The sequence below is a fragment of the Microcoleus vaginatus PCC 9802 genome (genome assembly GCA_022701275.1).
Lineage (GTDB): Bacteria > Cyanobacteriota > Cyanobacteriia > Cyanobacteriales > Microcoleaceae > Microcoleus > Microcoleus vaginatus_A.
In genome coordinates this window covers 5,684,066-5,705,916 of the sequence record CP031740.1, presented here as the reverse complement: position 1 = coordinate 5,705,916, position 21,851 = coordinate 5,684,066, and the positions used below count along the sequence as shown (strand labels likewise).

Sequence of the window (21,851 nt, the reverse complement as noted above, 5' to 3'; positions counted from 1 at the left end):
TTCAAAAGGAAAACGCCACGTCGCTTATCCCTTTTTTAGCGCCGATTCTAACACTGTTGGGCGGTTTGCTCGTTTCCCCCCCGAAGTCGCAGCATGACAATCGACAAAGCTAAACAACTTTTAGAAATTCCTAATCCTAGTCAGTCTCAGTTGATAAATGGTTTAGAGGATTTAAGTAAAGAGTATGGATATGTGCAGGGTATGACGATTGCTGGCAGGCGCGATTTAGTGTCAGGGCGCAAAACGCTTGTAGAGATTCAATCATTAATTGACCAAATTAAGCAGAAAATATAATGCACCAACTAATTTTTACAATGAATTTGCGCCACTCGTCAGAGCTAATTTATGGAAATTTGCAGTTAATTTACCCAGACGATCGGGCGATCGACTATGTGGCAACTTCAGGCTGTGCAGACTGGCAGCGCCCTGGTGATGAATGGGTGAGGGGGAAGGGCCCGATTCCGGCGGGTGAATACCAAATCCCAACCGAGCCTTACTATTTGGAAACAAGGGGCGTCGAAGGCGATTTTTTCCACATCACGCCCGACCCAGTGGTTTCTGACAAAGGAATTCGAGCCGAGCTAGGTTTGCACTTTGATGCTAATTACCCAGGTAGCGCTGGGTGCGTGGTGCTGAAAAATTGGGAAGGCTGGCGGCGTTTGTGCAATCGCCTCGCGTCGATTGCCGATTTGGGCGTAAAGAGTTTACCGCTAACTGTGAAGTATTAAAGTTTGGGCGGCTTCCAGCCCGCGACACGGTGCAGCGCTTATTGGAAGCCACAGCTATTTTAACATTGGGGATTCACCCTACTTCATGCCGTTTCACCTGAGTTCTGCTCAATCAAGGCAACTGCTAGTAATTGAGCAGGCTGCACGTTACTCATTGCGACTTCCCAAATGCCTTTTGCACCATAGCTGTAAAAGTTACGAACAGGCAGAAACAATGAAAGCTACTGGTAAGGTGTATACAATTGATTTGGCTGGAAATCAGTATCAAAGCCCTCGCTATTTGCAAAGTCGCGCCAGGATTAACTCGCTCATCGACCATTATATGTCATTGGAAGTTTTGAGCGATCGACTTTCCGATCTGCCCCAGCAATTTTCCACCCCGCATCCCCGCCATTGGGAACCCATAGATTGGCAAGGAATCAATCGCGACCAAATTATTGGTGTCAAGCCAGAAATATTTTTACAAATTTTGGCAAGTGCGGCAGAAATTGAAGCTCCCATCCGCAGCTACGGTAGAGAAAGTTGGTGCTATTTACAGCATATTTACCCGCAAATGGCGCGGTTTATGGGAGGAATTTTTGATGACAATGGCAACATTTTAGAGATAGGTGTCTGGGAAAAAGAAGAACGCCAACATTGCCCGACATTTAGGAAAATTTACCAGCAACTTACAGCGGAAAAACTGCAAGTTAAACCCAATTCTGTGAATGGCTGTCAATCCACAGGTGACGCTTGGCAAGATACCTATAAACACGTGATTAGTCGCCTGAGTACCGAGTGGGGAGCTACTTCTGTTTATTTATGGTTGATGGTACACTCAACAGGAGCGTTGCAACAGGCAATTTCCCAGCCTTTACAGGATGAGATCAATCATTTGGCTAAGTTTTGGGGTTTCAGCCGTTGGGCATTCTCCCAGAGTTATTTCAATCAACTGAAAGGCTCTACTAAAAATCTGATTGCTTTGCTGAAACATCATCAGATTGAACGCACGCACGGTAACGATGTGTTTAATACTTCACTCAGTCTCAAACAGATTTCTTTGGTGTTGGAATTGACTTTTACATTCACGCGAGTGATGGTGCGGCTGCGGCGCTGGAACCGCGAGCTCAGTCGCAGTTATCTCAGACATTTGTTTGGCACTGCGCCGATGGTTGATGCACCGCGCAAGGTCGCTTAAATCTGAGATATTGCACGAGTTTCATGAACAGGCAAGATGCCTGTTCCACAAGAGTTAAATTATAGATAAATCATGCAAATTACGATCGCCCTTCCCGACAATCTCCCCCTGACTGAAGCCGATGTGCGAATAGAATTGGCGATCGTACTTTATCAACAACACAGCCTCAGTTTAGATAAAGTCGCTCAACTCGCTAAAATTTCAGCGGACGATTTCTACCAAATATTAATAAACCGCGATATCGTCACCCCGCCTGCTGATCCCGATGACGAACTGGCCGAACTCATACTAGCGAGCCTCCGCAACTCTATGCCACAAGTTAAACAAGGCAAATTGCATCCTATTTCTGAACTGTGGCAGGGCATTGTAAAGCTTTATAGTTGAATTTATGGTTCCCACTCACAGATAGACTCTCGCGAAAGAGGGCAAGTTTTGGGAGCGATCTCATTGCCGCTGAGGTGGAGCACAGTCAGTTTAGTCAAGGATGCTAGCGGTTTGATATCGCCGATCACATTGCGGCTGAGGTCGAGCGAACGTAGGTTAGTCAAGGATGCTAGCGGTTTGATGTCGCCGATCACATTGCCGTCGAGGTTGAGCCTAGTCAGGTTAGTCAAGGATGCTAGCGGTTTGATGTCGCCGATCTGATTGTCCAAGAGGTTGAGCCTAGTCAGGTTAGTCAAGGATGCTAGCGGTTTGATGTCGCCGATCCGATTGTCGCTGAGATCGAGCGAACTTAGGTTAGTCAAGGATGCTAGCGGTTTGATATCGCCTATCTGATTGTCGCTGAGGTCGAGGAAAGTCAGGTTAGTCAAGGATGCTAGCGGTTTGATGTCGCCGATTTTATTGTCGCTGAGGAAGAGAAAAGTCAGGTTAGTCAAGGATGCTAGCGGTTTGATATCGCCTATCTGATTGTCGCTGAGGAAGAGGATAGTCAGGTTAGTCAAGGATGCTAGCGGTTTGATATCGCCTATCTGATTGTCGCTGAGGTCGAGGAAAGTCAGGTTAGTCAAGGATGCTAGCGGTTTGATGTCGCCGATTGGATTTTCGCTGAGGGAGAGCCGAGTCAGGTTAGTCAAGGATGCTAGCGGTTTGATGTCGCCGATCTGATTGCTGCCGAGGAAGAGCCAAGTCAGGTTAGTCAAGGATGCTAGCGGTTTGATATCGCCGATCTGATTGTCGAAGAGGTCGAGCTTCGTGAGACTAGAAAGTTTCCGATCGGCGGCATCGCAATCATTAGTCCCTGCTTCCTTCAACAACACGTCAACAGTATGTTTGGTTTCAGGACTCAAATCAGCTTTTTGGCGGCACCAATCCGCAAATGTTCGCTTGCTGTTTCCCAGTTGCGGCTCTGCTGCCCGCGCAGATAGTTCATTTCCAGATAATGCTAGGACGATCGCGCTCCAAATAACTACTCTTAATATTGATAAAATCATATCTTTTTCCAACGATAAGCGTCACATATTTTACGTGAAATTAAGGATACTATAAATTATGCAAATTACGATCGACCTTCCCGACAATCTCCCCCTGACTGAAGCCGATGTGCGGATAGAATTGGCGAGCGAACTTTATCAGCAGCACAGCTATCGCGACTGAAATATTGAAGTGCGATCGGGCGTCATTTTCAAGTTTTATGGTTTAGCTTGTGGTTCCCACTTACAGATAGACTCTGGCTTGAGAGGACAAGTCTTGGGTGCGATCGGATTTCCGCTGAGATGGAGTTCTATCAGGTTAGTCAAGGATGCTAGCGGTTTGATATCCCCTATGTGATTGTCGCTGAGGTCGAGCGAACTTAGGTTAGTCAAGGATGCTAGCGGTTTGATGTCGCCGATCACATTGCTGCTGAGGAAGAGCCCCGCCAGGTTGGTCAAGGATGCTAGCGCTTTGATATCGCCGATCACATTGCCGTCGAGGACGAGCGAACTTAGGTTGGTCAAGGATGCTAGCGGTTTGATATCGCCGATCACATTGCCGAAGAGGACGAGCGAACTTAGGTTAGTCAAGGATGCTAGCGGTTTGATGTCGCCGATCACATTGCCACTGAGGGTGAGCTCCGTCAGTTTAGTCAAGGATGCTAGCGGTTTGATATCGCCTATCTTATTATTGTTGAGGTCGAGCGAACTTAGGTTAGTCAAGGATGCTAGCGGTTTGATATCGCCGATCACATTGCCGCTGAGGTCGAGCGAACTTAGGTTAGTCAAGGATGCTAGCGGTTTGATGTCGCGGATCTGATTGCTGCTGAGGACGAGCCTAGTCAGGTTAGTCAAGGATGCTAGCGGTTTGATATCGCCGATCTGATTGTCGTCGAGGGAGAGATCAGTCAGGTTAGTCAAGGATGCTAGCGGTTTGATATCGCCTATCACAATGCGCCTGAGGTCGAGTCCCATCAAGTTAGTCAAGGATGCTAGCGGTTTGATGTCGCCGATCTGATTGTCGTCGAGGTCGAGCGAACTTAGGTTAGTCAAGGATGCTAGCGGTTTGATATCGCCGATCACATTGCCGTCGAGGTCGAGCCTAGTCAGATTAGTCAAGGATGCTAGCGGTTTGATATCGCCGATCACATTGCCGTCGAGGTCGAGCCTAGTCAGATTAGTCAAGGATGCTAGCGGTTTGATGTCGCCGACCTGATTGCTGCTGAGGACGAGATCCGTCAGGTTAGTCAAGGATGCTAGCGGTTTGATGTCGCCGATCTTATTATTGTTGAGGGTAAGCTCCGTCAGTTTAGTCAAGGATGCTAGCGGTTTGATATCGCCGATCTGATTGCCGAAGAGGTTGAGCCTAGTCAGGTTAGTCAAGGATGCTAGCGGTTTGATATCGCCGAGCGCATTGAATCCGAGGTCGAGCACAGTCAGGTTAGTCAAGGATGCTAGCGGTGTGATGTCGCCGATCACATTGCCGCTGAGGAAGAGTTCCGTGAGACTAGAAAGTTTCCGATCGGCCGCATCGCAATCATTAGTCCCTGCTTGCTCCAACAACACGTCAACAGTATGTTTGGTTTCAGGACTCAAATCTGCTTTTTGGCGGCACCAATCCGCAAATGTTCGCTTGCTGTTTCTCAGTTGCGGATCTGCTGCCTGCGCAGATAGTTCATTTCCAAATAATGCTAGGACGATGGCGCTCCAAATAACTACTATCAACCTTGGTAAATTCATCTGTTTCTGTGCAACTATAACTGTCATCATTTTGTATCTCTAATTGTCCGAATAGACAATAGTAAGTTTACAAACTGTCACGACACTGCCACAAAGTTATAAAATAACTGTGATATTAAACTAATAGCCAATAATTTTATCTCCGAAAACTCAGGAAAATACCCTATGAACAGCACAGCATCTTACGCATCATCTCAAATGACCGATCGCGATCGCGCTAATCTCAGCAAGCTAATCGATTACAGTTCCATTCAATCGATACCCGAAATTTGGGCGATCGTCAAAAAACAATTCGGTCAAACCGTCGCCCTCCACGACCCCCACAGCCAGCCCGAAATCAAACTCACCTACACCGACCTCTACCAACAAATCCAGCAATTCGCCGCCGGCCTCCAAGCCCTCGGCATCGAACCAAATCCAGGAGAAGCCGTCCCTCCCCGCGTCGCCCTCTTCGCCGACAACAGCCCCCGCTGGCTGATAGCCGACCAAGGTATCATGATGGCAGGGGCAGCCAACGCCGTTCGAGGCGCCACCGCCGACCCGGAAGAACTTTTGTACATCATCCAAGACAGCGGCAGCACCGCCTTGGTAGTCGAAAACCGGGCATTACTCAAAAAACTGCAACACCGCCTCCCGGATTTGCCCATCCAACTCATCGTCCTCCTCTCCGACGAAGAACCGGAAACCAGCCAAACCCTAAGCACAGTCAAATTTTCCCAAGTCATGACCACAGGGGCAAACCGCCCCCTCAAACCCACCAACCACAAGCCTCAAACCCTCGCCACCCTCCTCTACACCAGCGGCACCACTGGCAAACCCAAAGGCGTCATGCTGACTCACGGGAACCTGCTGCACCAACTCACCACCTTGGGCACAATTCTCCAGCCCGAAGCCGGCGAATCTGCCCTCAGCATTCTGCCCAGTTGGCACGCCTACGAACGCAGCGTCGAATACTTCCTGCTTTCCCAAGGATGCACGCAAATTTACACCAATATTCGCTATTTCAAGCAAGACTTTAAAACTTACAAACCCCAGTACATGGTCAGCGTTCCGCGCATCTGGGAATCGATTTATGAGGCCGTACAAAAGCAATTTCGGGAACAGCCACCTAACAAACAAAAATTGGTGGATTTCCTGTTATCTGCCAGCCAGCAATACATCGAGACCCGCCGCATTTGCCAAGGATTAACTCTCAGTTTGAAACCGGCTTCTGGTTCCGAAAAACTAATCGCCCGCACCAAAAGCATTCTGTTGTCGCCCGTACACGCCCTCGCCGAAAAACTGGTTTACCAAAAAGTCAGGGAAGCTACAGGGGGACGCTTAAAATGGGCGATTAGCGGCGGCGGTTCTTTGGCCGCCCATATAGACAATTTCTTTGAAATAGCGAATATCGGTTTATTAGTGGGATATGGTTTAACCGAAACGTCCCCGGTTTTAACCGTCCGCCGCCCTTGGCACAATCTTAAAGGTTCCGCAGGACAGCCTCTAGCCCATACGGAAATTAAAATAGTAGACCCAGAAACCAGACAGCAACTGCCAACAGGCCAGCGCGGTTTAGTATTGGCGCGGGGGCCGCAAATTATGCAGGGCTACTATCTTAATCCCCAAGCGACTGCCAAGGCGATCGACCCCGAAGGCTGGTTCGACACCGGCGATTTGGGCTGGCTGACACCGGGAAACGACTTAATCTTGACCGGGCGGGCCAAAGATACGATCGTCCTCAGCAACGGCGAAAACATCGAACCCCAACCCATAGAAGACGCCTGCCTCCGCAGCCCCTACATCGACCAAATTATGCTAGTAGGTCAAGACCAGAGATCCGTCGGCGCCTTAATTGTCCCCAATGCAGAAGCTGTGCAGAAATGGGCAGAAACTCAGAATCCCCCCTTACACGAAATTGACTGGAATAGCAAGACCATTCAAGATTTATTCCGCAAAGAATTGAACCGAGAGGTGCAAAATCGCCCTGGATACCGCGCGGACGATCGCATCGGCCCGTTCCGGTTGATTCAGGAGCCATTTTCGATGGAAAATGGAATGTTGACCCAGACCCTTAAAATTAAGCGCCCGGTTGTGACGGAACACTACCGCGATATGATTGACGGGATGTTTTGAAATATTCGCAGGACTTGGGGAATGGAAAAGAAAAAATTATCCCAATACCCGAGTCCCGAGTCCGAGTCCTCAGTCCTGGGCCATTAGTTCATGTTTACCAACTAATGACTAATGCCTAATTCCTAATTGACAAGCAACAACTTTATGGAACCACAATTACTCTTGAAGCGATCGATTAACGTTAAAGTCGTCGTTACTCCCCGCTGGAAAGAAGAAGCTCAACAGCAACTCCAAGCCCAAATCAACCAAATAGACTCTCAGCTACAACAGCTCGAAATGCAAGGGCAGCGGATGGTTTCAGAAATCCAAAAGCAAAATCTGCAGCCCCCAGGCCCGCAAGTAATGCAGCAAATAGAAAACATTCAAGTGCAGGTGAATCAAAGAAAAAGCGAACTGCTAGAACAGAAAAACCAAAACCTGCAACAGCTTCAGCAAGTGCAGGTGCTAGACCTGGAACAAGAAGTGAGTCAAGGTCAAATTGACGGCACATTCACTGTCGGGCTGGGAGAAAACTTGATTCAAAAAATGCAAGTAGAAATTCTCCTCCGAGACGGCATAGTCGAAGAAATTCGAGGTGATATTTAGAAATTGGTAAGTGGTAATTGGCGATCGGTAATTGGCAATTGATTGTGAGTCAACAGTCACACATCAAGAATGCGAGAGACTGGCATAATAATAATAAGTATTGCCCGTGGCCGATCGCCAATGATCAATTGCCAAATACCGATTACCTATTACCAACACACAAGGACTTTTTACAGATGATTCGCGAAGTTTTCATGCCAGCCCTGAGTTCGACAATGACAGAGGGCAAAATTGTTTCCTGGGTCAAATCTGCCGGAGACAAAGTAGAAAAAGGCGAAACGGTGGTAGTCGTTGAATCCGACAAAGCCGACATGGACGTGGAGTCTTTCTACGAAGGCTATTTAGCAATAATTATCGTACCTGCAGGCGAAGTTGCTCCGGTGGGAGCAGCAATCGCCCTAGTAGCAGAAACGGAAGCCGAAATCGCCACAGCTCAGCAGCAAGGAGCCGGCGCCCCAAGCGCAGCAGCAGCCCCCGCTCCCAGCCCCGCTCCTGCCAGCGCACCTACAACATCAGTAGGTTTGCAGCAAAATGTCAGCCGCCAAAACGGCCGCAGCGTCGTTTCTCCCCGCGCTCGCAAGTTAGCCAAAGAGTTTAAAGTAGATTTGAATTCTATCAAAGGCAGCGGGCCCAACGGCCGAATTGTCGCAGAGGATGTGGAAGCAGCAGCCGGCAAAGCCCAACCCGCTCCGGTTCAGCAACCCGTAACAGTCCCCGCAGCACCCGCACCGGCACCCGCAGCACCCGCAGCGCCCGCCCCCGCAGCAGCCAAACCCGCACCCACACCAGTCCCGGCGGTGGCACTTTCTGGTCAAACAGTACCGATGAACGCGCTGCAAAATGCGGTGGTGCGGAATATGGAAGCAAGTTTGAGCGTGCCGTCTTTCCGCGTCGGTTACACAATTACTACTGATAATCTGGACAAACTCTACAAACAAATTAAGTCGAAGGGCGTTACGATGACGGCTATGCTGGCGAAGGCTGTAGCAGTAACATTACAAAAACATCCTCTGCTGAATGCTTCTTATGTGGAGTCGGCGATTCAATACCGTGCTGATATTAATGTGGCGGTAGCTGTGGCGATGGACGGCGGCGGTTTGATTACGCCGGTGCTGCAAAATGCCGATCGCCTCGATATTTATTCGCTCTCGCGCACCTGGAAGGATTTAGTCGATCGCGCCCGCACCAAGCAGTTGAAGCCTGATGAATATAGCACGGGAACTTTTACTCTTTCCAATTTGGGAATGTTTGGAGTAGACAAGTTTGACGCGATTTTGCCGCCGAATCAAGGATCGATTTTGGCGATCGGCTCTTCGCGGCCGCAAGTAGTAGCCAACGAGGAAGGCTTGATGGGAGTGAAGCGCCAAATGCAGGTGAATATTACTTGCGATCACCGGATTATTTACGGTGCTGATGCGGCGTCTTTCTTGCAAGATTTAGCGAAATTGATTGAGACAAATCCTCAGTCTTTGACACTTTAATTAGTTAACTGTTGACAGTTGACTGTTGACAGTTGACTGTTGACAGTTGACTGTCAATGTTGGGCAATCAACTATTCCAAGGATCTCATAGGGAAAGCTTCCACCAGCTAAGAGTTTATCACTTAGCTGAAAAAATATCAAACGAAATATGGTTTATTGTTAAAAAGTGGGACGACTTTGCGAAGGATACGAGGGGCAAACAAATAGTGCGATCGCTGATAGTGTTGGTGCTCATCTTGCAGAAGGACATGGACGCTATAGCTATCAAGATAATCAGCGTTGTGTGAAAATTGATCGAGGTTCATTAAACGAACCAAGACATTGGTTGAGACTTGAAGGATCTCGCAATCTTTTGACTCAAAAACAGAGCGAGCGACTGCATCCGTTATTAAATGAACTTTCACCCAAACTTAATGCCTATCTTAACTCATTAAAACAAAAACCCAAAGGTTAACAGTCAACCGTCAACAGTCAACCGTCAACCGTCAACCGTCAACCACCAACTAATTACTCGATCGCACAGTCAAAACTTGCGGCGGCGTCGCATCCGGCGGATACAAGAAATCCACCTGCACTAAACGGCGTTCCCCCGGCTTCATATTTACATTCACCAAAGGTTCCCCCTGCTGTCCCCTGCGCTGCACAATGTGAATGTAGCGCGTCAAAGTCTTGCCCGTATCATCATTAAACATCACCCGCACCGTACCTCGGAAAAATATCCGATTTTCGGGAGGATCGTAAAACATCAATCCCCCCGATTCTGTATTTGCTTTAATCGGTGTTTGCATTTTAATGCTAACAGATTGGGACTCACCAGATTTGTTGTAAAGCGGAAAAGTTAAGTTGTATTGAATCCCGTAATTGCCGTGAGCAGAATAAGCAGTATCGGGATAGCGAGCTAACATTTTAGCACTTTGAACTTGACCAGTTCCAAAAGTACCCGTATCAGTAGTGCTCAAAGCATAGGAAAATGACTCGCCGCGCTTGGGAATAGTTAAATAATCGGTTCTCGAATTGTCCGTAATTTTAGCTTCCCACTGGGAACCTTCAGCTACTCCCGCCACGCGCCCGTAAATTTTTTGCACCGGATTTTCGCCTCTCGGAGTTGGTGCTAAATCTCTCGGCCCGGCTAAACCTTTGGTATTTAAAATATTTTCCCACTGTTCTAATGTGGGATATTGCTCGATTCCTTCTGGAGTTGTGGGAGCAAACATTGCTAATGATGCTACATAAACCGAATTGCTGCTCGACATTCGCATCAAAGTCGATCGACCATTGGAAGAAGGCGTGACATTCCCCACAGGTATCGGCAAATTCATCAACATTCGGCTCTGATTCGCCGGAATCTCGATCGCAGCCGGCAAAATGGCTTGTCTGTATCCCCGCAGCACATCGCTCGTGATGCGGCTTCCAGGCCCCGCAAACACAGTGCCAAATCGATTCTCTAAATACGACGGCAAATCGATAAACAAAGCATCCGGGCGAGTTAAATAAGTCGCTCCTTGCAAGACATTTAAAGTAACAGGTTCGGAGTTAGGATTGTGGACAATTATTCCTTGAAATAAGGTGCGAGTTTCTTCGCGATTTTTAGCTTTAGCGATGTGGTGGGCAAAAATGTCAAATCGACCTTTGAAGGGAAAGTTTAAGTGTGCAGAAGGTACTTGTTTTCCTTCGGGCCCAAATGTGGAGAGCAAAATGCCTTCGGTTTGCACCACTTCCGGGCTGTTGCTGTTGAAAACCGGGATGCTGTCGAGTTGTCCCGGCAAAACGCGCACTTGCTGGGGCACCGTCAGGGTTTTCAGCAGGCTGCTGCTTGGCTGTGGCGGCAAATCCTGTTCATTTGTGGGTACGGGGACTTCTGGGTCGATGATCAGTTGTTGTTGGGCGGGAGGTGCGGGGATTGTTTGAGCTAGGGGGAAAATTGGCAAAAACATTGCTGAGAGCGCGTTTAACTGAACTTGGAGAGATTGCCACATAGCAACCGACACAAAACATTACCACAAGTTGGTTGATATTTTCTGGGGATTTGGGGATTTTAGGTCAATTTTTGCGGAAATTCGGGCGATCGCCCAATTTATGACTTTGGAGAAGTCGCGTCCAAGGAAGGCAATGGAGCGAGCCTCTTCGTCTCGATCGACTACACCCCCACTATACAAGTCCGGTGCAACCGGACTTGATATGACCAATTACCAATTACCAATTACCAATTCCCAATTCCCAATTCCCAATTCCCAATTCCCAACTTGCGTTATTTCTGTTTTAGGACTACCAACGTAATGTCGTCAAAAACTTTCTGCTTGTCAATATGTTGCCGCACATCATCAATTACTGCTTGTCGAATTTTTTCAACCGTTTTGTGGCGATTTTCTTTCACCACTTTGCACAATCTTTCTATGCCGTAATACACTCGATTTATATTTACAGCTTCGGTAATTCCATCTGTGTAAAGCACTACTACATCCCCTGGATTAAGATGCACTTGAATTTGGGAAACAAAACCAGAAATATCTTCCTCTAATCCCAGGGGAAAACCGAGTTCCATTGTATCGATCAGTTCGATGTTACCATCAGTACGGACTACGATAACTTCTTCATGTTGACCGCTGAGGCTGAAGTTACTATCTTGATAATCTAACAAAGCCAAGGTCATGTTTTTAGACGAGTCGATGCGCTCGATATTGGCATAAAGGGTGCGGTTTAACACATCAAGAAACTTCACCGGATCGGTTTCGTTCATTTGTTGGAGAGTGCGGACGGCGGTTTGCGCCATAATCATTAATACGCCACTTTCTAAACCATGTCCCGTAACATCGCCGATGCTAATTTTTACCTTATCATTTTGGGTTAGCACGTCGTAGTAGTCGCCACCAACTTCATCGGCAGGTTGCATATATCCAGCTATTTCTAATCCTTTAATTTTAGCTAGTTCTGATTGTTTGGGCAAGATCATTTGTTGCAGTCGTTTGGTGACTTCCAACTCAGCACTGAGGCGGATGTTTTCGGCTTTAAGTTTGTTGTTGAGGGCGCTAATTTCCTGGTTTGCTTCGGCGAGTTGGGCGGTGCGTTGTTGCACCTTTTCTTCTAAAGTTTGATAGAGGCGGGCATTTTCGATGGAGATCGCAGCTTGGGCGGAAATGATGTTGAGGACTTCTAGGCGATCGCGCGTAAAAGCCCCCGCTGTTAAATTATTTTCTAGATATAAGATGCCCACCAATTTACCTTGATTAATCAGGGGGCTACACAAGATAGATTTAGGTCGCTGCTGAATAATATACGCGTCAGAGGCAAACCTGGTTTCAGTGGTTGCATCATCGATCGCAAGAGTTTCTTGCGTGCGTTCTACATAATTAATCAGCGAGATAGGAATCTCTTGACTTTCAGTCGCTGACTTGGAGATTAATTGACATCGTTCACCCGTACATTGAGCTTCAATTTTCCACTTACCTGCTGGGTCAGGTATGAGGAAATAAAATTTTTCTGCTCCCGCGTTTTCCAGCAAGAATTGCATCAAATTCGAGAGTAACTTATCTAAATGAACTTCCCCTGAGAGGGCTTGGGAGGCTTTGATAATTGTTGATAAATCCAGAGCTTGTCCAGCACCTGAACTGGTAGAAGTGACAGTGGTTCTGGTCTGAACAATCATTTCGTCTCTTCCACTCGTCAGGCTCTTTTTCCTACCGACGACTGGTGCGAGTAATTCAGCATGGCGCTCTTCTAAATCTTTAACTTTTGCCTTTGCTCCCCAGCGAATATAAGCATAGTAAGCGTCTATCATGTAGGTACGCGCTACTTTCTGACGACCTAATGCTAAATAAAATTCTGCTGCTAGTTCATTGGCGAGGGCTTCGTGCTGGACGTATCCATTTTCCTTGGCTCCATCTATCGCCAGGTCGTAATATTCCATTGCTGAGAAAGATTGCCCTAAGACGCGGGCTTTTTCTGCTTCTACTAAGTCATACTCATGCTGGTAATTCATTGGGCAATGTTGCGCCCAATATTTCATCTTTTCCTGATTTTCTTCTACTTGTTTCAGGTATTGTTGCTGCTTTTCCTCATTTTCCTGAAAATACTGAGCTAAAAGAGCCAGAGAATAGTAATAAAGGTGATTATTAAAGCTAATGTTAGCTTGAACAAGCATTGAATTATTTAACGCTGTTTTAGCATAAATTATAGCATTTTTATAATCTTTAAATAAATAGCAAAGTAGGGTTTTTGCAAAAAGCACTCTAAATAAAGACATTAAATTATTAATTTTTGTCAAATAAGCAATAGCTTCTCCCTCATTCAAAAATTCACCAGTTAAAATCAGGCTATTATCTGTTATGCCTCGTAAATTTGCGACTAATTGACCAATTATTTTGAGCAGATAAAACTGATATTCTTGGGAAAAATTATCGGCAAAATCAATATAGTGTTTTTGTTGTTCTTGCACGTAGTCTAGATGCTCGCCATTAAAAAACAGATGAGCGCAGTAGTAATCAGCAGCATGACAAGCATATTCTATATCTCCAAATTCTAAGCCGCTATTAATTGCTTGACGAAGGGGTTCTATAGTTTCCCTAGTATGCTTTTTGAAGTGCGAAATACAGATGGAAACATTAACCAATATTTTAGAACGAAACTCTTTGGCATCTAACTGCTCTAATACTTGTAAAGAAAGTTTACCAAGTTGATAGGCAAAATCTATATCTGGTATGAGCCAAGACACCAGTGCTCCGTAAATAGAATAGGCAAAAGTACACTGTGGCGAATTCCCATACTGACGAGAAAGTTCGATCATAGTATATAGAATTGGTAGCGATAGCGGGCTTTCGGCGAAGCAAGCTGGTGGGAAAATCAGAACTAAAAGCTCCATAGCCGCCAGCTTGTAGGGATCGGTCATTTTTGGCAGCGTAGCTAACTCCTCAATATTAAGTTCTTGCGGGGGTAATTGAGATATTGTCACTCCCAGCATTTCTAGGATTTGTAGCCCCGTATCTAAAGCAGATTTTATCTGGTTTTTAGCGAGTTCAAGCCTAATTTTTAGCACATATAAGTTGACTTGTTCGAGGATTGTTTTGGCTTTTTTGAGAGTGCTATCGCACAAAATTTCCGCTCGTTCTAAATTAGCATTAAGATATTCGGCTTCCGCTGCTTCCAGATAGAAGGTAAATGTCAGATCGTATCGACTTTCCCAGCTATCTTGACTCAGGAGTTCTATACCTACATTCAAATAATTAACAGCGGCTTCATATGCAGTCGCTGCCTTCGCTTTCTGTCCGGCGATCAGGTTTAATTCAGCCAACTCATCTTTTTCTGACTCATTAGTTAGCAAATCTGTGCCAAAATTCAGTTGGTTGACCAGAGCAAAAATATTATCTTTTCGCTCTTGCTCTGTTGTATTATTCAGCAACAGTTGACCAATATTCAAGTGAGTCGCTTTTTTCTCTGACTCTGGAATCAAAGAATAAGCAGCTTGCTGCACGCGGTCGTGCAAAAATTTGTATTCAACTTTGATATCCCGTACAGATGCCAACTCTTCCTGGGCAAATAGTAAAGGAATTTTGTAACTTTCAGACAGCGGCAGAATCAAACCAGCTTGCATTCCCTCCCACAAATGAGCAGCCGTCACTAAGTTTGATTCTTCATTGACAATTGATAAAACTTCTAAGTTAAATTGGTTGCCGATACAAGCCGCTAATTTTAATACTTTCTGCGTTGTTTCTGGGAGTTTGCGAATATTTCTGGCAACCAGTTCAACGATATTGAAATCTGCGATACCAATTGCTTGGATTTGTTGAAGATCCCACTCCCAGCGGTCTGTGTCTACCTGATAAAGCAGCAGATTTTCCGAGTACAGGGTTTTGAGTAGCTGGGTTAAGAAAAACGGATTGCCTTGGGTTTTATTAAAAAGTAATTCAGAAAAAAGTTTGATTTGCTCTGAGTTTACGCTGGCATCGAGAGTGTCGGCGATTAATTGGTTGACGCTATCCAAAGCCAGCGCCTGAATGGTGATATTATTCACCACCGTTTCATTTTCTTGAATTTTTTCTATTGTCTGAATTAAAGGATGAACGGGACTAACTTCGTTATCTCGATAAGCTCCAATCGTTAACAAATATTTGTTATCTGGGTCAGTGACTAAGAGTTGGATTAACTTCAGAGATGCCGAATCTGCCCACTGTAAATCGTCAAGGAAGATGACTAGCGGGTGTTCTGGTTGACCAAAAACTTGAATAAATTGTTGAAATACCCGATTAAATCTGTTTTGCGATTCCGAAGATCCCAGTTGAGGAACTTCAGGCTGTTTACCGATAATTAGTTCTACTTCGGGGATAACATCAATAATAACTTGACCGTTATTATCTAGCGCTTTTAATAAGTTTTCTTTCCAAACCCCAATCAGTTCGGAACTTTCGGTTAATAGCTGACCGACTAATTCTTGAAATGCTTGGATTAAAGCTGCATAGGGAATATTGCGCTTAAACTGGTCAAACTTACCCGCAATAAAATATCCCCTAGCTGCTACAATTGGTTTATGAACTTCATTGACGATTGAAGTTTTACCAATCCCGGAATAACCGGAAACTAACATCATCTCGGTGGCACCGAGGCTGACTCGCGCAAAGGCATCTAGAAGAATTTGGACTTCGGTTTCTCTGCCATAAAGCTTCTGGGGAATGAGTAATTGGTTGCGGCGATCGCGTTGACCGACGGGAAAGTTTTCTATCTTGCCAGTTGTCTGCAATTGCTGCAAACAAGTTTCCAGGTCAAATTTTAATCCCGCCGCACTTTGATATCGGTCTTCCGCATTTTTTGCTAATGGGACTTAAACAAGTTTTAAGCCCAAACAAAGCCCAAACTGGCTTTATATAAAGTAAATAGGTCCCTGTTTTCTTGCAACCAGCCAAAAAACCTGTAAGATATAGCTGTTCTAAAAGCTGACAAAGCTTCAGTAAATGTTGTTAAAGGTTGGTTAGCCCACTGCCGACGCAATCCTCCTGTTAACTGATGCCAAATGATAAAAGTATAAGCACAAAATACTAATATTAAATGTCGATAAAGGCTTCTCTTTCCTCGGATTTGATATTCTTTTAACCCTAGCCATCCTTTAGCTTCACGGTAAAACACTTCTACCCAATTACGTTGGGAGTAAGTTGTTACTATCCATGATGCTGTTGCCCGCTCACTGGCAGCGTTAGTCACTAAATAATCAACTTCTGTGGCGGTAGAACAAGTCGGAGCATTCATGACGATAGCGACTGTTTTTGGCCCGGACATGGTTGAGAATTCTACTGTGATAGTTGCTACCCACACAGTTCTGGGCTTTTCCCGATTTAGTGTAATAGCACTTAAAGCCTCTGCTGGTAAACGTTTTGCTAATTCTGAGAGTTTGAGTTCTTCGGGTTGTCGCTCGGGTTCTATTTGACAGACTACTTTTCGATTTTTGGCTAATCCTCCTACATAGGTTAACTTCCTTTTCTCTAACTCCTGCAAAAATCTACTATTATTCCCATAGCCTGCATCGATTAAAACTACTGCTGGTCGCTCTTTCCTTTCTAAGCATTTGTCAATTAGTTTGATGGCTATATCGGGTTTTTTAATAAATTCTGGATTTTCTTTTCCTTGAGGTAACGAATGAGCGTGTTGATATAATTCAACATCAAGTGGTAGGCTTTTCACTCCATCATATAAGTGTGTAGTTACCACTACTACACCATTATCTGTTTTTCCGATTTCTCCAATATATTGCCGACCAACTCCTGCTGTTAAATTGCCACTTTTTCTGTGACCGGAATCATCTATTATCAGAGTAAACCCTCTGCTGATATGAGTCTGCCTACACTGCTGCATCACCTGCAACCGTCGTTGGTTAACTTGCTGGGCATTCCAAGGAGCTTCTGTCAAAAAATGATGCAATCGGTTGTATGTAACTCCTATACAGTCTCTTGACATCTGAGTCAGGTTTTTTCGCTCACTTTCTCCCAATAATCCCCCTAAATAGTGCTTAAACCCTGTTTTTTGGGCTTGATGGCTAAAAACATCGTCAAAACGACGACACCATCGATCGAAGCATGGTGGCATGGCGCTAGGAGTTGTTTCTTTCATTGCGCGTTTTTGACGTAAAAAGCTTAACCTGACTACATTATACTATTTTTAGCACAATTTTTTTGTTTAAGTCCCGCTAACAGTTTCATCACAATATCTGAAACCGCTTGAGGAATTTCTGCTACCTCTTTAGGTGGGACGGGTTGTTTGGCAATATGACAGTAAACCAACTCCATCGGATCGGTGGTAGTAAATGGCAACTGGTTGGTCAGCATTTCATAGAAAGTCACTCCTAAAGAATAGAAATCGGTGCGGTAGTCAATTGCTCGATTCATTCTCCCTGTTTGTTCGGGGGAAATGTAGGCTAATGTCCCTTCCAGCAAGTTGGGATTGCTAATTGTTTGGCTCTTTAATTCCAACCGCGAAGCAATACTAAAGTCTGTTAGTTTCACTTTTCCCGTAGCTGGATTGATAATTATATTTGAGGGTTTAATGTCTTTGTGAATAATCGGTATTTGATGGAGATAAATCAAACATTCGGCTATAGCAATGGCGCCTCTGAGAAACTCGGTTATTGACAGTTTATTAGTCACTATAAAATCATAAAGTGATTGACCGCCAAAATCTTCTAAGACTAGAGCAAAGCTATTATAATAATTGTCAAAACTGTAGGGTTTGACAATACCTTCAAAATCTAAATTTTGAGCAATTATAAATTCTTGCCTTAAATTTGTAATTTCTTCAAGCGTAGGATGTTCATTTTTTATTATTTTAACGATAACACTCTGTCGATCCCGATTTCTTATCCCTCGATAAACAACGGTTCTGACTCCTTCGTAAATATTTTCTATAATTTTGTATCCTGAAAGAACTATCATTATTTTCACCTTCTCCTTTTCATTAACTATTCAAAATCACAGGCCGATTCATGGATAATCTGCCTGTTAGTAAATTTTTACTCGCTTTCAAAGCGCGGGTACAACTCTTTAGCAAACAACTCCTCGATCTCTTTCTTGAACTCCGGAGGGTATTGGAATTTCTTTGCTAAGTCCTCGTAATCTGCCTTCAGCGAGATTTTGTACCGAGCTGAGCGAGAACCTATCTGTTCCAACCAAGCTGTATGCAATGTGAATGTAAAGTTAAGGGATTCATGACTAAGTTTGCATTTCGGCCCCTGGGACAAATTGTCAGCCTCGAAAATCCAGATTTCATTTCTCTGGGGAGTGAAAACCGTACATACCATATAACCGTCGGTTGAACTACCTTGATTACCGCGACGCGGCATAAACTGCGGCGAACTCACGATGTAGCCAGGATCAAACTGATAGCGATCGGCAATTTCCATCGACTGCGTTTCCAGCCGCAGCAAGCAAGCTGGTATGCCCTTTTCAGCAAGAGCCAAAACTTCTGACTGTGGTACTTTCTGGTACTTATAATGCCGGTATAATTGGCACAAGTAATCGGTCGTTAAATCCTTCCACAGTCCGAAAGAAATCCAGTAGATATTATCTAGTTTTCTGGGAGTTTTACCTGACGGTAATCGGTCAAGGTAGGCGTATAATCCAAGCCCCCACGTACACTCGATATCCCAGATCACTTTTGGCTCGACTTGGTTTTTTCCGTCAATTACATAGCGTCCCAAACGGCTGATGTCCATCTCATTCAGTTCCATTCCAGGCAGGTACTCGGGCGCGGGATTGTGGGGTGGATAAGCGGAAATATCGTATTGACGCAGCCATTCAGCAACGTCCCAAGCACAAATATGGGCTACGTGGAGCGTAATTTTATCGTCAGGATTTTCATAGTCCACTAAAAAGTGAGCTGCTTCGAGGGGAATTACCACTTTTCGCGCGACAACTTTAACTTCAGGTTCGTTCAAGGCTGGCCGTTGTCCCTTTTGCAGCTCGCTGCGGCTAACGATATAAATAATAGAATCGGGTGACGGTGGACTTTCTAATAAGTCCCTTAAAATTCTTTCTAGCTCTTTGTTGTCTGGAAAAGGATTGGTGAGCAACTGATCCAGTCCAGTGCTAAAGGCTGTGTCCATCAAAATTACATAATCTTTGGTTACTCCAATCTGATGGATAGTTTGCTTGATGCTGACTGGCGAACCATCAGGATTTACCAGCGTCCACCGCTCCAAGTGAGTCACTCCATCCCAGCGAATCAGATAAACAAAATCTTCTAAACCCTTAAATTTTTCCCAAAATTGACGAACTCCTGGAAAGCGTTCGTCTATCTTCTCAATGAAAGGTATAGTATCAAGAAAATTCTCTAACGATCTACCGTAATTAACTGCGAACATCTCGCCCGTGTAGGTATCAAAAGTAGGATGGGCGGTACTAAAAATGGGTGGAAAAAGATAGGGCAGAGGAGCTTCAGGACGCCACTCTTTATTTGACCCAACTGGGGTCACCAGATCGAGGGTATCGGTATCAATTTCATAAGGACGACCCGCGTCATAAGTTACTAACAAACGCTCCTGTTCGTCTTTTGAGAATTTCACGGGCAGAAAAGCTGTATTTAACTCGTTGCGTGCGCCAAGAAGTAAGGAGAACCTTAAGATACCACGATTGGAAAATCCCAACTTAGTACCCTTAGTTGCCTCGTCAAAATGGTAATCTAGAGGCTTGGCAATCCGCGTTTTCAAAATTACTTTACCCTTTTGATTAAAATCAAGTCGGTAAATCATGCCATCGCCATTCAAAAATGAGTCTCCGTCGGGAAAAGGAAGACCTCCTGATTCAACGGTTCCTACTGGCGCAACAATGAAGATATAACCCTGTACCTCTTCTGGTAAGTTCCCTTCAATTTCCAGTTGGATGTTATCTAGTTCGTCCCTGCTTGCGGTCATAATCGACTGAGGAACTGGGGGACAGCCTGTTTTGGCATTGCTTTGAGGGGGTTCGCTCATGTGGCTCTCCTGGGTGAGATGTAATAATTGTAACAGTGTAGATGAGTATTGGATTTATGAATGGGGGCTGAGCACTGGAACTTAGATACTCTGCTTGGTAAGGATTTCCTATTCTCCCATCCCCTGCGTCAAAGCTCAATTTGAATCGACATTAACTTATTATCGGCTCTCTCGTACTTATGGTGATAACGTAAGCTAATAATTTAGCAGTATCAAGGGTTTCAACATTCAGCTTTTAGATACTTAGTATTATTTGCTACTTTTTACACCAAGCATCCGGTAGAGCCGAGGAAAAAATTATGTGATTAGATGTTTACATCGACACTGATGTCATGAATGCTGCACTGGGGCAAGCCTAACAAGTCGCTTTAACTGACACCTCAAGATGCGGCTGACCTAAAATGTGGCGATCGCGCTGATTGGTAAGTTGGCGATCGCCATTTTAAGTTTGACTTCAGTTTTATTGTCACAAATAACCATGCTGTTTCGTCTTATCTATTTATAGTTCACCGAGTGTCACAGGAGGTTCACAGCCGATCGCGATCGACAACAAGACTGACGCATTTCTATCCAAGAAACCTGGTTTTTTACCTAATCTGCAAACTGCGGAGCAGAATTTTCGTAAAAAACCAGGTTTCTGGCCACCCGTGAGTAAATCCTGGAGAAATCGTTTAAAATATGAGCTAGCTCATTGAAGCAATTACAAAGCTGTTGTACGATCGAAGTAGATGAACAGCCGAATCTCTATCAACACACCACAAGAGATATTGAGATGAATTGCACAACAGTTTCCAACGATTCACCCGCACTACCGCCTGAAATTATGCTGATTCCAAATAATTCTCTGTTAACCGAAACGCCCGAAGAGGGGCGGCAATTAGCCGTGAAAATAAATGGCGCGTCTGATTATCAAACTGACTCAGCCAGATGAAGCGAAACGGTTCTACAAACAGATAAATTTTCAATGACGATAATTTTAACCAACGACGACGGCATCGACGCTCCAGGGATTCAGGCACTTTTGCAGGCTGTAGAAGGCAAAACAATTATGGTGGCTCCGCAGGGGCAATTGTCGGGCTGCGGGCATCAAGTGACGGCTCACAGTCCGATTCATGTCGATCGGCGATCGGAATTTGAGTATGCTGTAGGGGGAACACCGGCCGATTGCGTGCGTATTGCTCTTCATCACGTTTGTGCAAAGCCGGATTTGGTGCTTTCGGGTATTAACGCGGGTGGCAATTTGGGGGTTGACGTGTATATTTCGGGTACGGTTGCGGCTGTGCGCGAAGCAGCCATGCACGGTATTCGGGGCATCGCAATTTCCCACCGGATTAAAAGGCCGCTCGAAATCGACTGGGATGTCGCTACTCGCTGGACATCGCGGGTGTTGGCGGATTTGCTGAACCGGGAACTAAAGTCTGGGTGTTTCTGGAATGTGAATTTGCCGCATTTAGCGCCGGGAAGTGCGGAACCGGAAATTGTGTTTTGCCAGCCTTCGACGCAGCCACTGCCAGTGGTTTACCGGATGGAGGGAGAATACTTTTATTATGCCGGAGAATATGGCTCGCGCGCTCGGGCGGCGGGGACTGATGTTGACGTGTGTTTTGAGGGTAATATTGCGGTGACTGAGATATCGCTGTGATACATTTGATGGGATTTGATAGGATTGGG

General features: G+C 45.4%; 15 protein-coding genes and 1 pseudogene. 9 read left to right on the top strand and 7 right to left on the bottom strand.

What is annotated here, in order from left to right; translation table 11 throughout:
- The first annotated feature begins 93 nt into the window (after window positions 1-93).
- The 4 genes from D0A34_23585 to D0A34_23570 all read left to right on the top strand — a co-directional run bounded on the left by D0A34_23585 (window position 94) and on the right by D0A34_23570 (window position 2,289).
- The gene (locus D0A34_23585) at window positions 94-294 is read left to right on the top strand and encodes a hypothetical protein (protein ID UNU21428.1); all 201 of its coding nucleotides are present in this window, start codon (window positions 94-96) and stop codon (window positions 292-294) included.
- The gene (locus D0A34_23580; protein ID UNU21427.1) at window positions 294-728 is read left to right on the top strand and encodes a hypothetical protein; all 435 of its coding nucleotides are present in this window, start codon (window positions 294-296) and stop codon (window positions 726-728) included. Before D0A34_23585 ends, D0A34_23580 begins: the two co-directional genes overlap by 1 nt.
- Before the next feature lie 214 nt (window positions 729-942).
- On the top strand, window positions 943-1,905 hold the full coding sequence (locus D0A34_23575; protein ID UNU21426.1) for a hypothetical protein: 963 nt from the start codon (window positions 943-945) through the stop codon (window positions 1,903-1,905).
- A 72-nt stretch (window positions 1,906-1,977) separates the two neighbouring features.
- Window positions 1,978-2,289, top strand: a complete 312-nt coding sequence (locus tag D0A34_23570; GenBank protein ID UNU21425.1) for a hypothetical protein — start codon at window positions 1,978-1,980, stop codon at window positions 2,287-2,289.
- Between the two features lie 2 nt (window positions 2,290-2,291).
- On the opposite strand, the gene D0A34_23565 is transcribed toward D0A34_23570, so the two are convergent.
- Together D0A34_23565 and D0A34_23560 are read right to left on the bottom strand one after the other, a co-directional pair.
- Window positions 2,292-3,338 carry a leucine-rich repeat domain-containing protein gene (locus D0A34_23565; protein ID UNU21424.1) on the bottom strand — a complete coding sequence of 349 codons (1,047 nt, stop codon included), beginning with the start codon at window positions 3,336-3,338 and terminating at the stop codon, window positions 2,292-2,294.
- Between the two features lie 198 nt (window positions 3,339-3,536).
- Window positions 3,537-5,084, bottom strand: a complete 1,548-nt coding sequence (locus D0A34_23560; GenBank protein ID UNU21423.1) for a leucine-rich repeat domain-containing protein — start codon at window positions 5,082-5,084, stop codon at window positions 3,537-3,539.
- 138 nt (window positions 5,085-5,222) lie between these two features.
- On the opposite strand from D0A34_23560, the gene D0A34_23555 reads away from it, so the two are divergent.
- From D0A34_23555 to D0A34_23540, 4 genes and pseudogenes are all read left to right on the top strand, one after another.
- Window positions 5,223-7,172, top strand: coding sequence for a long-chain fatty acid--CoA ligase (locus tag D0A34_23555; protein UNU21422.1), 1,950 nt, complete (start codon window positions 5,223-5,225; stop codon window positions 7,170-7,172).
- 144 nt (window positions 7,173-7,316) lie between these two features.
- A complete protein-coding gene (locus tag D0A34_23550) occupies window positions 7,317-7,757 on the top strand; it encodes a hypothetical protein (protein UNU21421.1) in 441 nt (146 codons plus the stop codon).
- Between the two features lie 176 nt (window positions 7,758-7,933).
- A complete protein-coding gene (locus D0A34_23545; GenBank protein ID UNU22438.1) occupies window positions 7,934-9,238 on the top strand; it encodes a 2-oxo acid dehydrogenase subunit E2 in 1,305 nt (434 codons plus the stop codon).
- 56 nt (window positions 9,239-9,294) lie between these two features.
- A pseudogene (locus D0A34_23540) lies at window positions 9,295-9,692 on the top strand (four helix bundle protein).
- A gap of 49 nt (window positions 9,693-9,741) precedes the next feature.
- On the opposite strand, the gene D0A34_23535 reads toward D0A34_23540, so the two are convergent.
- From D0A34_23535 to D0A34_23515, 5 genes are all read right to left on the bottom strand, one after another.
- Complete coding sequence (locus D0A34_23535; GenBank protein ID UNU21420.1) at window positions 9,742-11,214, bottom strand: DUF3370 domain-containing protein; 1,473 nt, start codon at window positions 11,212-11,214, stop codon at window positions 9,742-9,744.
- 272 nt (window positions 11,215-11,486) lie between these two features.
- Window positions 11,487-15,974: a GAF domain-containing protein gene (locus D0A34_23530; GenBank protein UNU21419.1), complete on the bottom strand. Its 4,488-nt coding sequence runs from the start codon at window positions 15,972-15,974 to the stop codon at window positions 11,487-11,489.
- An 83-nt stretch (window positions 15,975-16,057) separates the two neighbouring features.
- Complete coding sequence (locus D0A34_23525; protein UNU21418.1) at window positions 16,058-17,326, bottom strand: IS701 family transposase; 1,269 nt, start codon at window positions 17,324-17,326, stop codon at window positions 16,058-16,060.
- Window positions 17,327-17,358: 32 nt separating this feature from the next.
- The gene (locus D0A34_23520; protein UNU22437.1) at window positions 17,359-18,147 is read right to left on the bottom strand and encodes a serine/threonine protein kinase; all 789 of its coding nucleotides are present in this window, start codon (window positions 18,145-18,147) and stop codon (window positions 17,359-17,361) included.
- Between the two features lie 74 nt (window positions 18,148-18,221).
- Window positions 18,222-20,180 (bottom strand): lignostilbene-alpha,beta-dioxygenase, encoded by a 1,959-nt coding sequence (locus D0A34_23515; GenBank protein ID UNU21417.1) that lies wholly within the window; start codon window positions 20,178-20,180, stop codon window positions 18,222-18,224.
- 964 nt (window positions 20,181-21,144) lie between these two features.
- On the opposite strand from D0A34_23515, the gene surE reads away from it, so the two are divergent.
- Complete coding sequence (gene surE, locus D0A34_23510; GenBank protein ID UNU21416.1) at window positions 21,145-21,822, top strand: 5'/3'-nucleotidase SurE; 678 nt, start codon at window positions 21,145-21,147, stop codon at window positions 21,820-21,822.
- The last annotated feature ends 29 nt before the right edge of the window (window positions 21,823-21,851 follow it).

Coding starts and splice junctions, on each gene's coding strand:
- D0A34_23525 (UNU21418.1), bottom strand. CDS start 17,326: ATGAAAGAAACAACTCCTAGCGCCATGCCACCATGCTTCGATCGATGG.
- D0A34_23560 (UNU21423.1), bottom strand. CDS start 5,084: ATGACAGTTATAGTTGCACAGAAACAGATGAATTTACCAAGGTTGATA.
- D0A34_23585 (UNU21428.1), top strand. CDS start 94: ATGACAATCGACAAAGCTAAACAACTTTTAGAAATTCCTAATCCTAGT.
- D0A34_23555 (UNU21422.1), top strand. CDS start 5,223: ATGAACAGCACAGCATCTTACGCATCATCTCAAATGACCGATCGCGAT.
- D0A34_23550 (UNU21421.1), top strand. CDS start 7,317: ATGGAACCACAATTACTCTTGAAGCGATCGATTAACGTTAAAGTCGTC.
- D0A34_23565 (UNU21424.1), bottom strand. CDS start 3,338: ATGATTTTATCAATATTAAGAGTAGTTATTTGGAGCGCGATCGTCCTA.
- D0A34_23515 (UNU21417.1), bottom strand. CDS start 20,180: ATGAGCGAACCCCCTCAAAGCAATGCCAAAACAGGCTGTCCCCCAGTT.
- D0A34_23570 (UNU21425.1), top strand. CDS start 1,978: ATGCAAATTACGATCGCCCTTCCCGACAATCTCCCCCTGACTGAAGCC.
- surE (UNU21416.1), top strand. CDS start 21,145: ATGACGATAATTTTAACCAACGACGACGGCATCGACGCTCCAGGGATT.
- D0A34_23575 (UNU21426.1), top strand. CDS start 943: ATGAAAGCTACTGGTAAGGTGTATACAATTGATTTGGCTGGAAATCAG.
- D0A34_23535 (UNU21420.1), bottom strand. CDS start 11,214: ATGTGGCAATCTCTCCAAGTTCAGTTAAACGCGCTCTCAGCAATGTTT.
- D0A34_23545 (UNU22438.1), top strand. CDS start 7,934: ATGATTCGCGAAGTTTTCATGCCAGCCCTGAGTTCGACAATGACAGAG.
- D0A34_23580 (UNU21427.1), top strand. CDS start 294: ATGCACCAACTAATTTTTACAATGAATTTGCGCCACTCGTCAGAGCTA.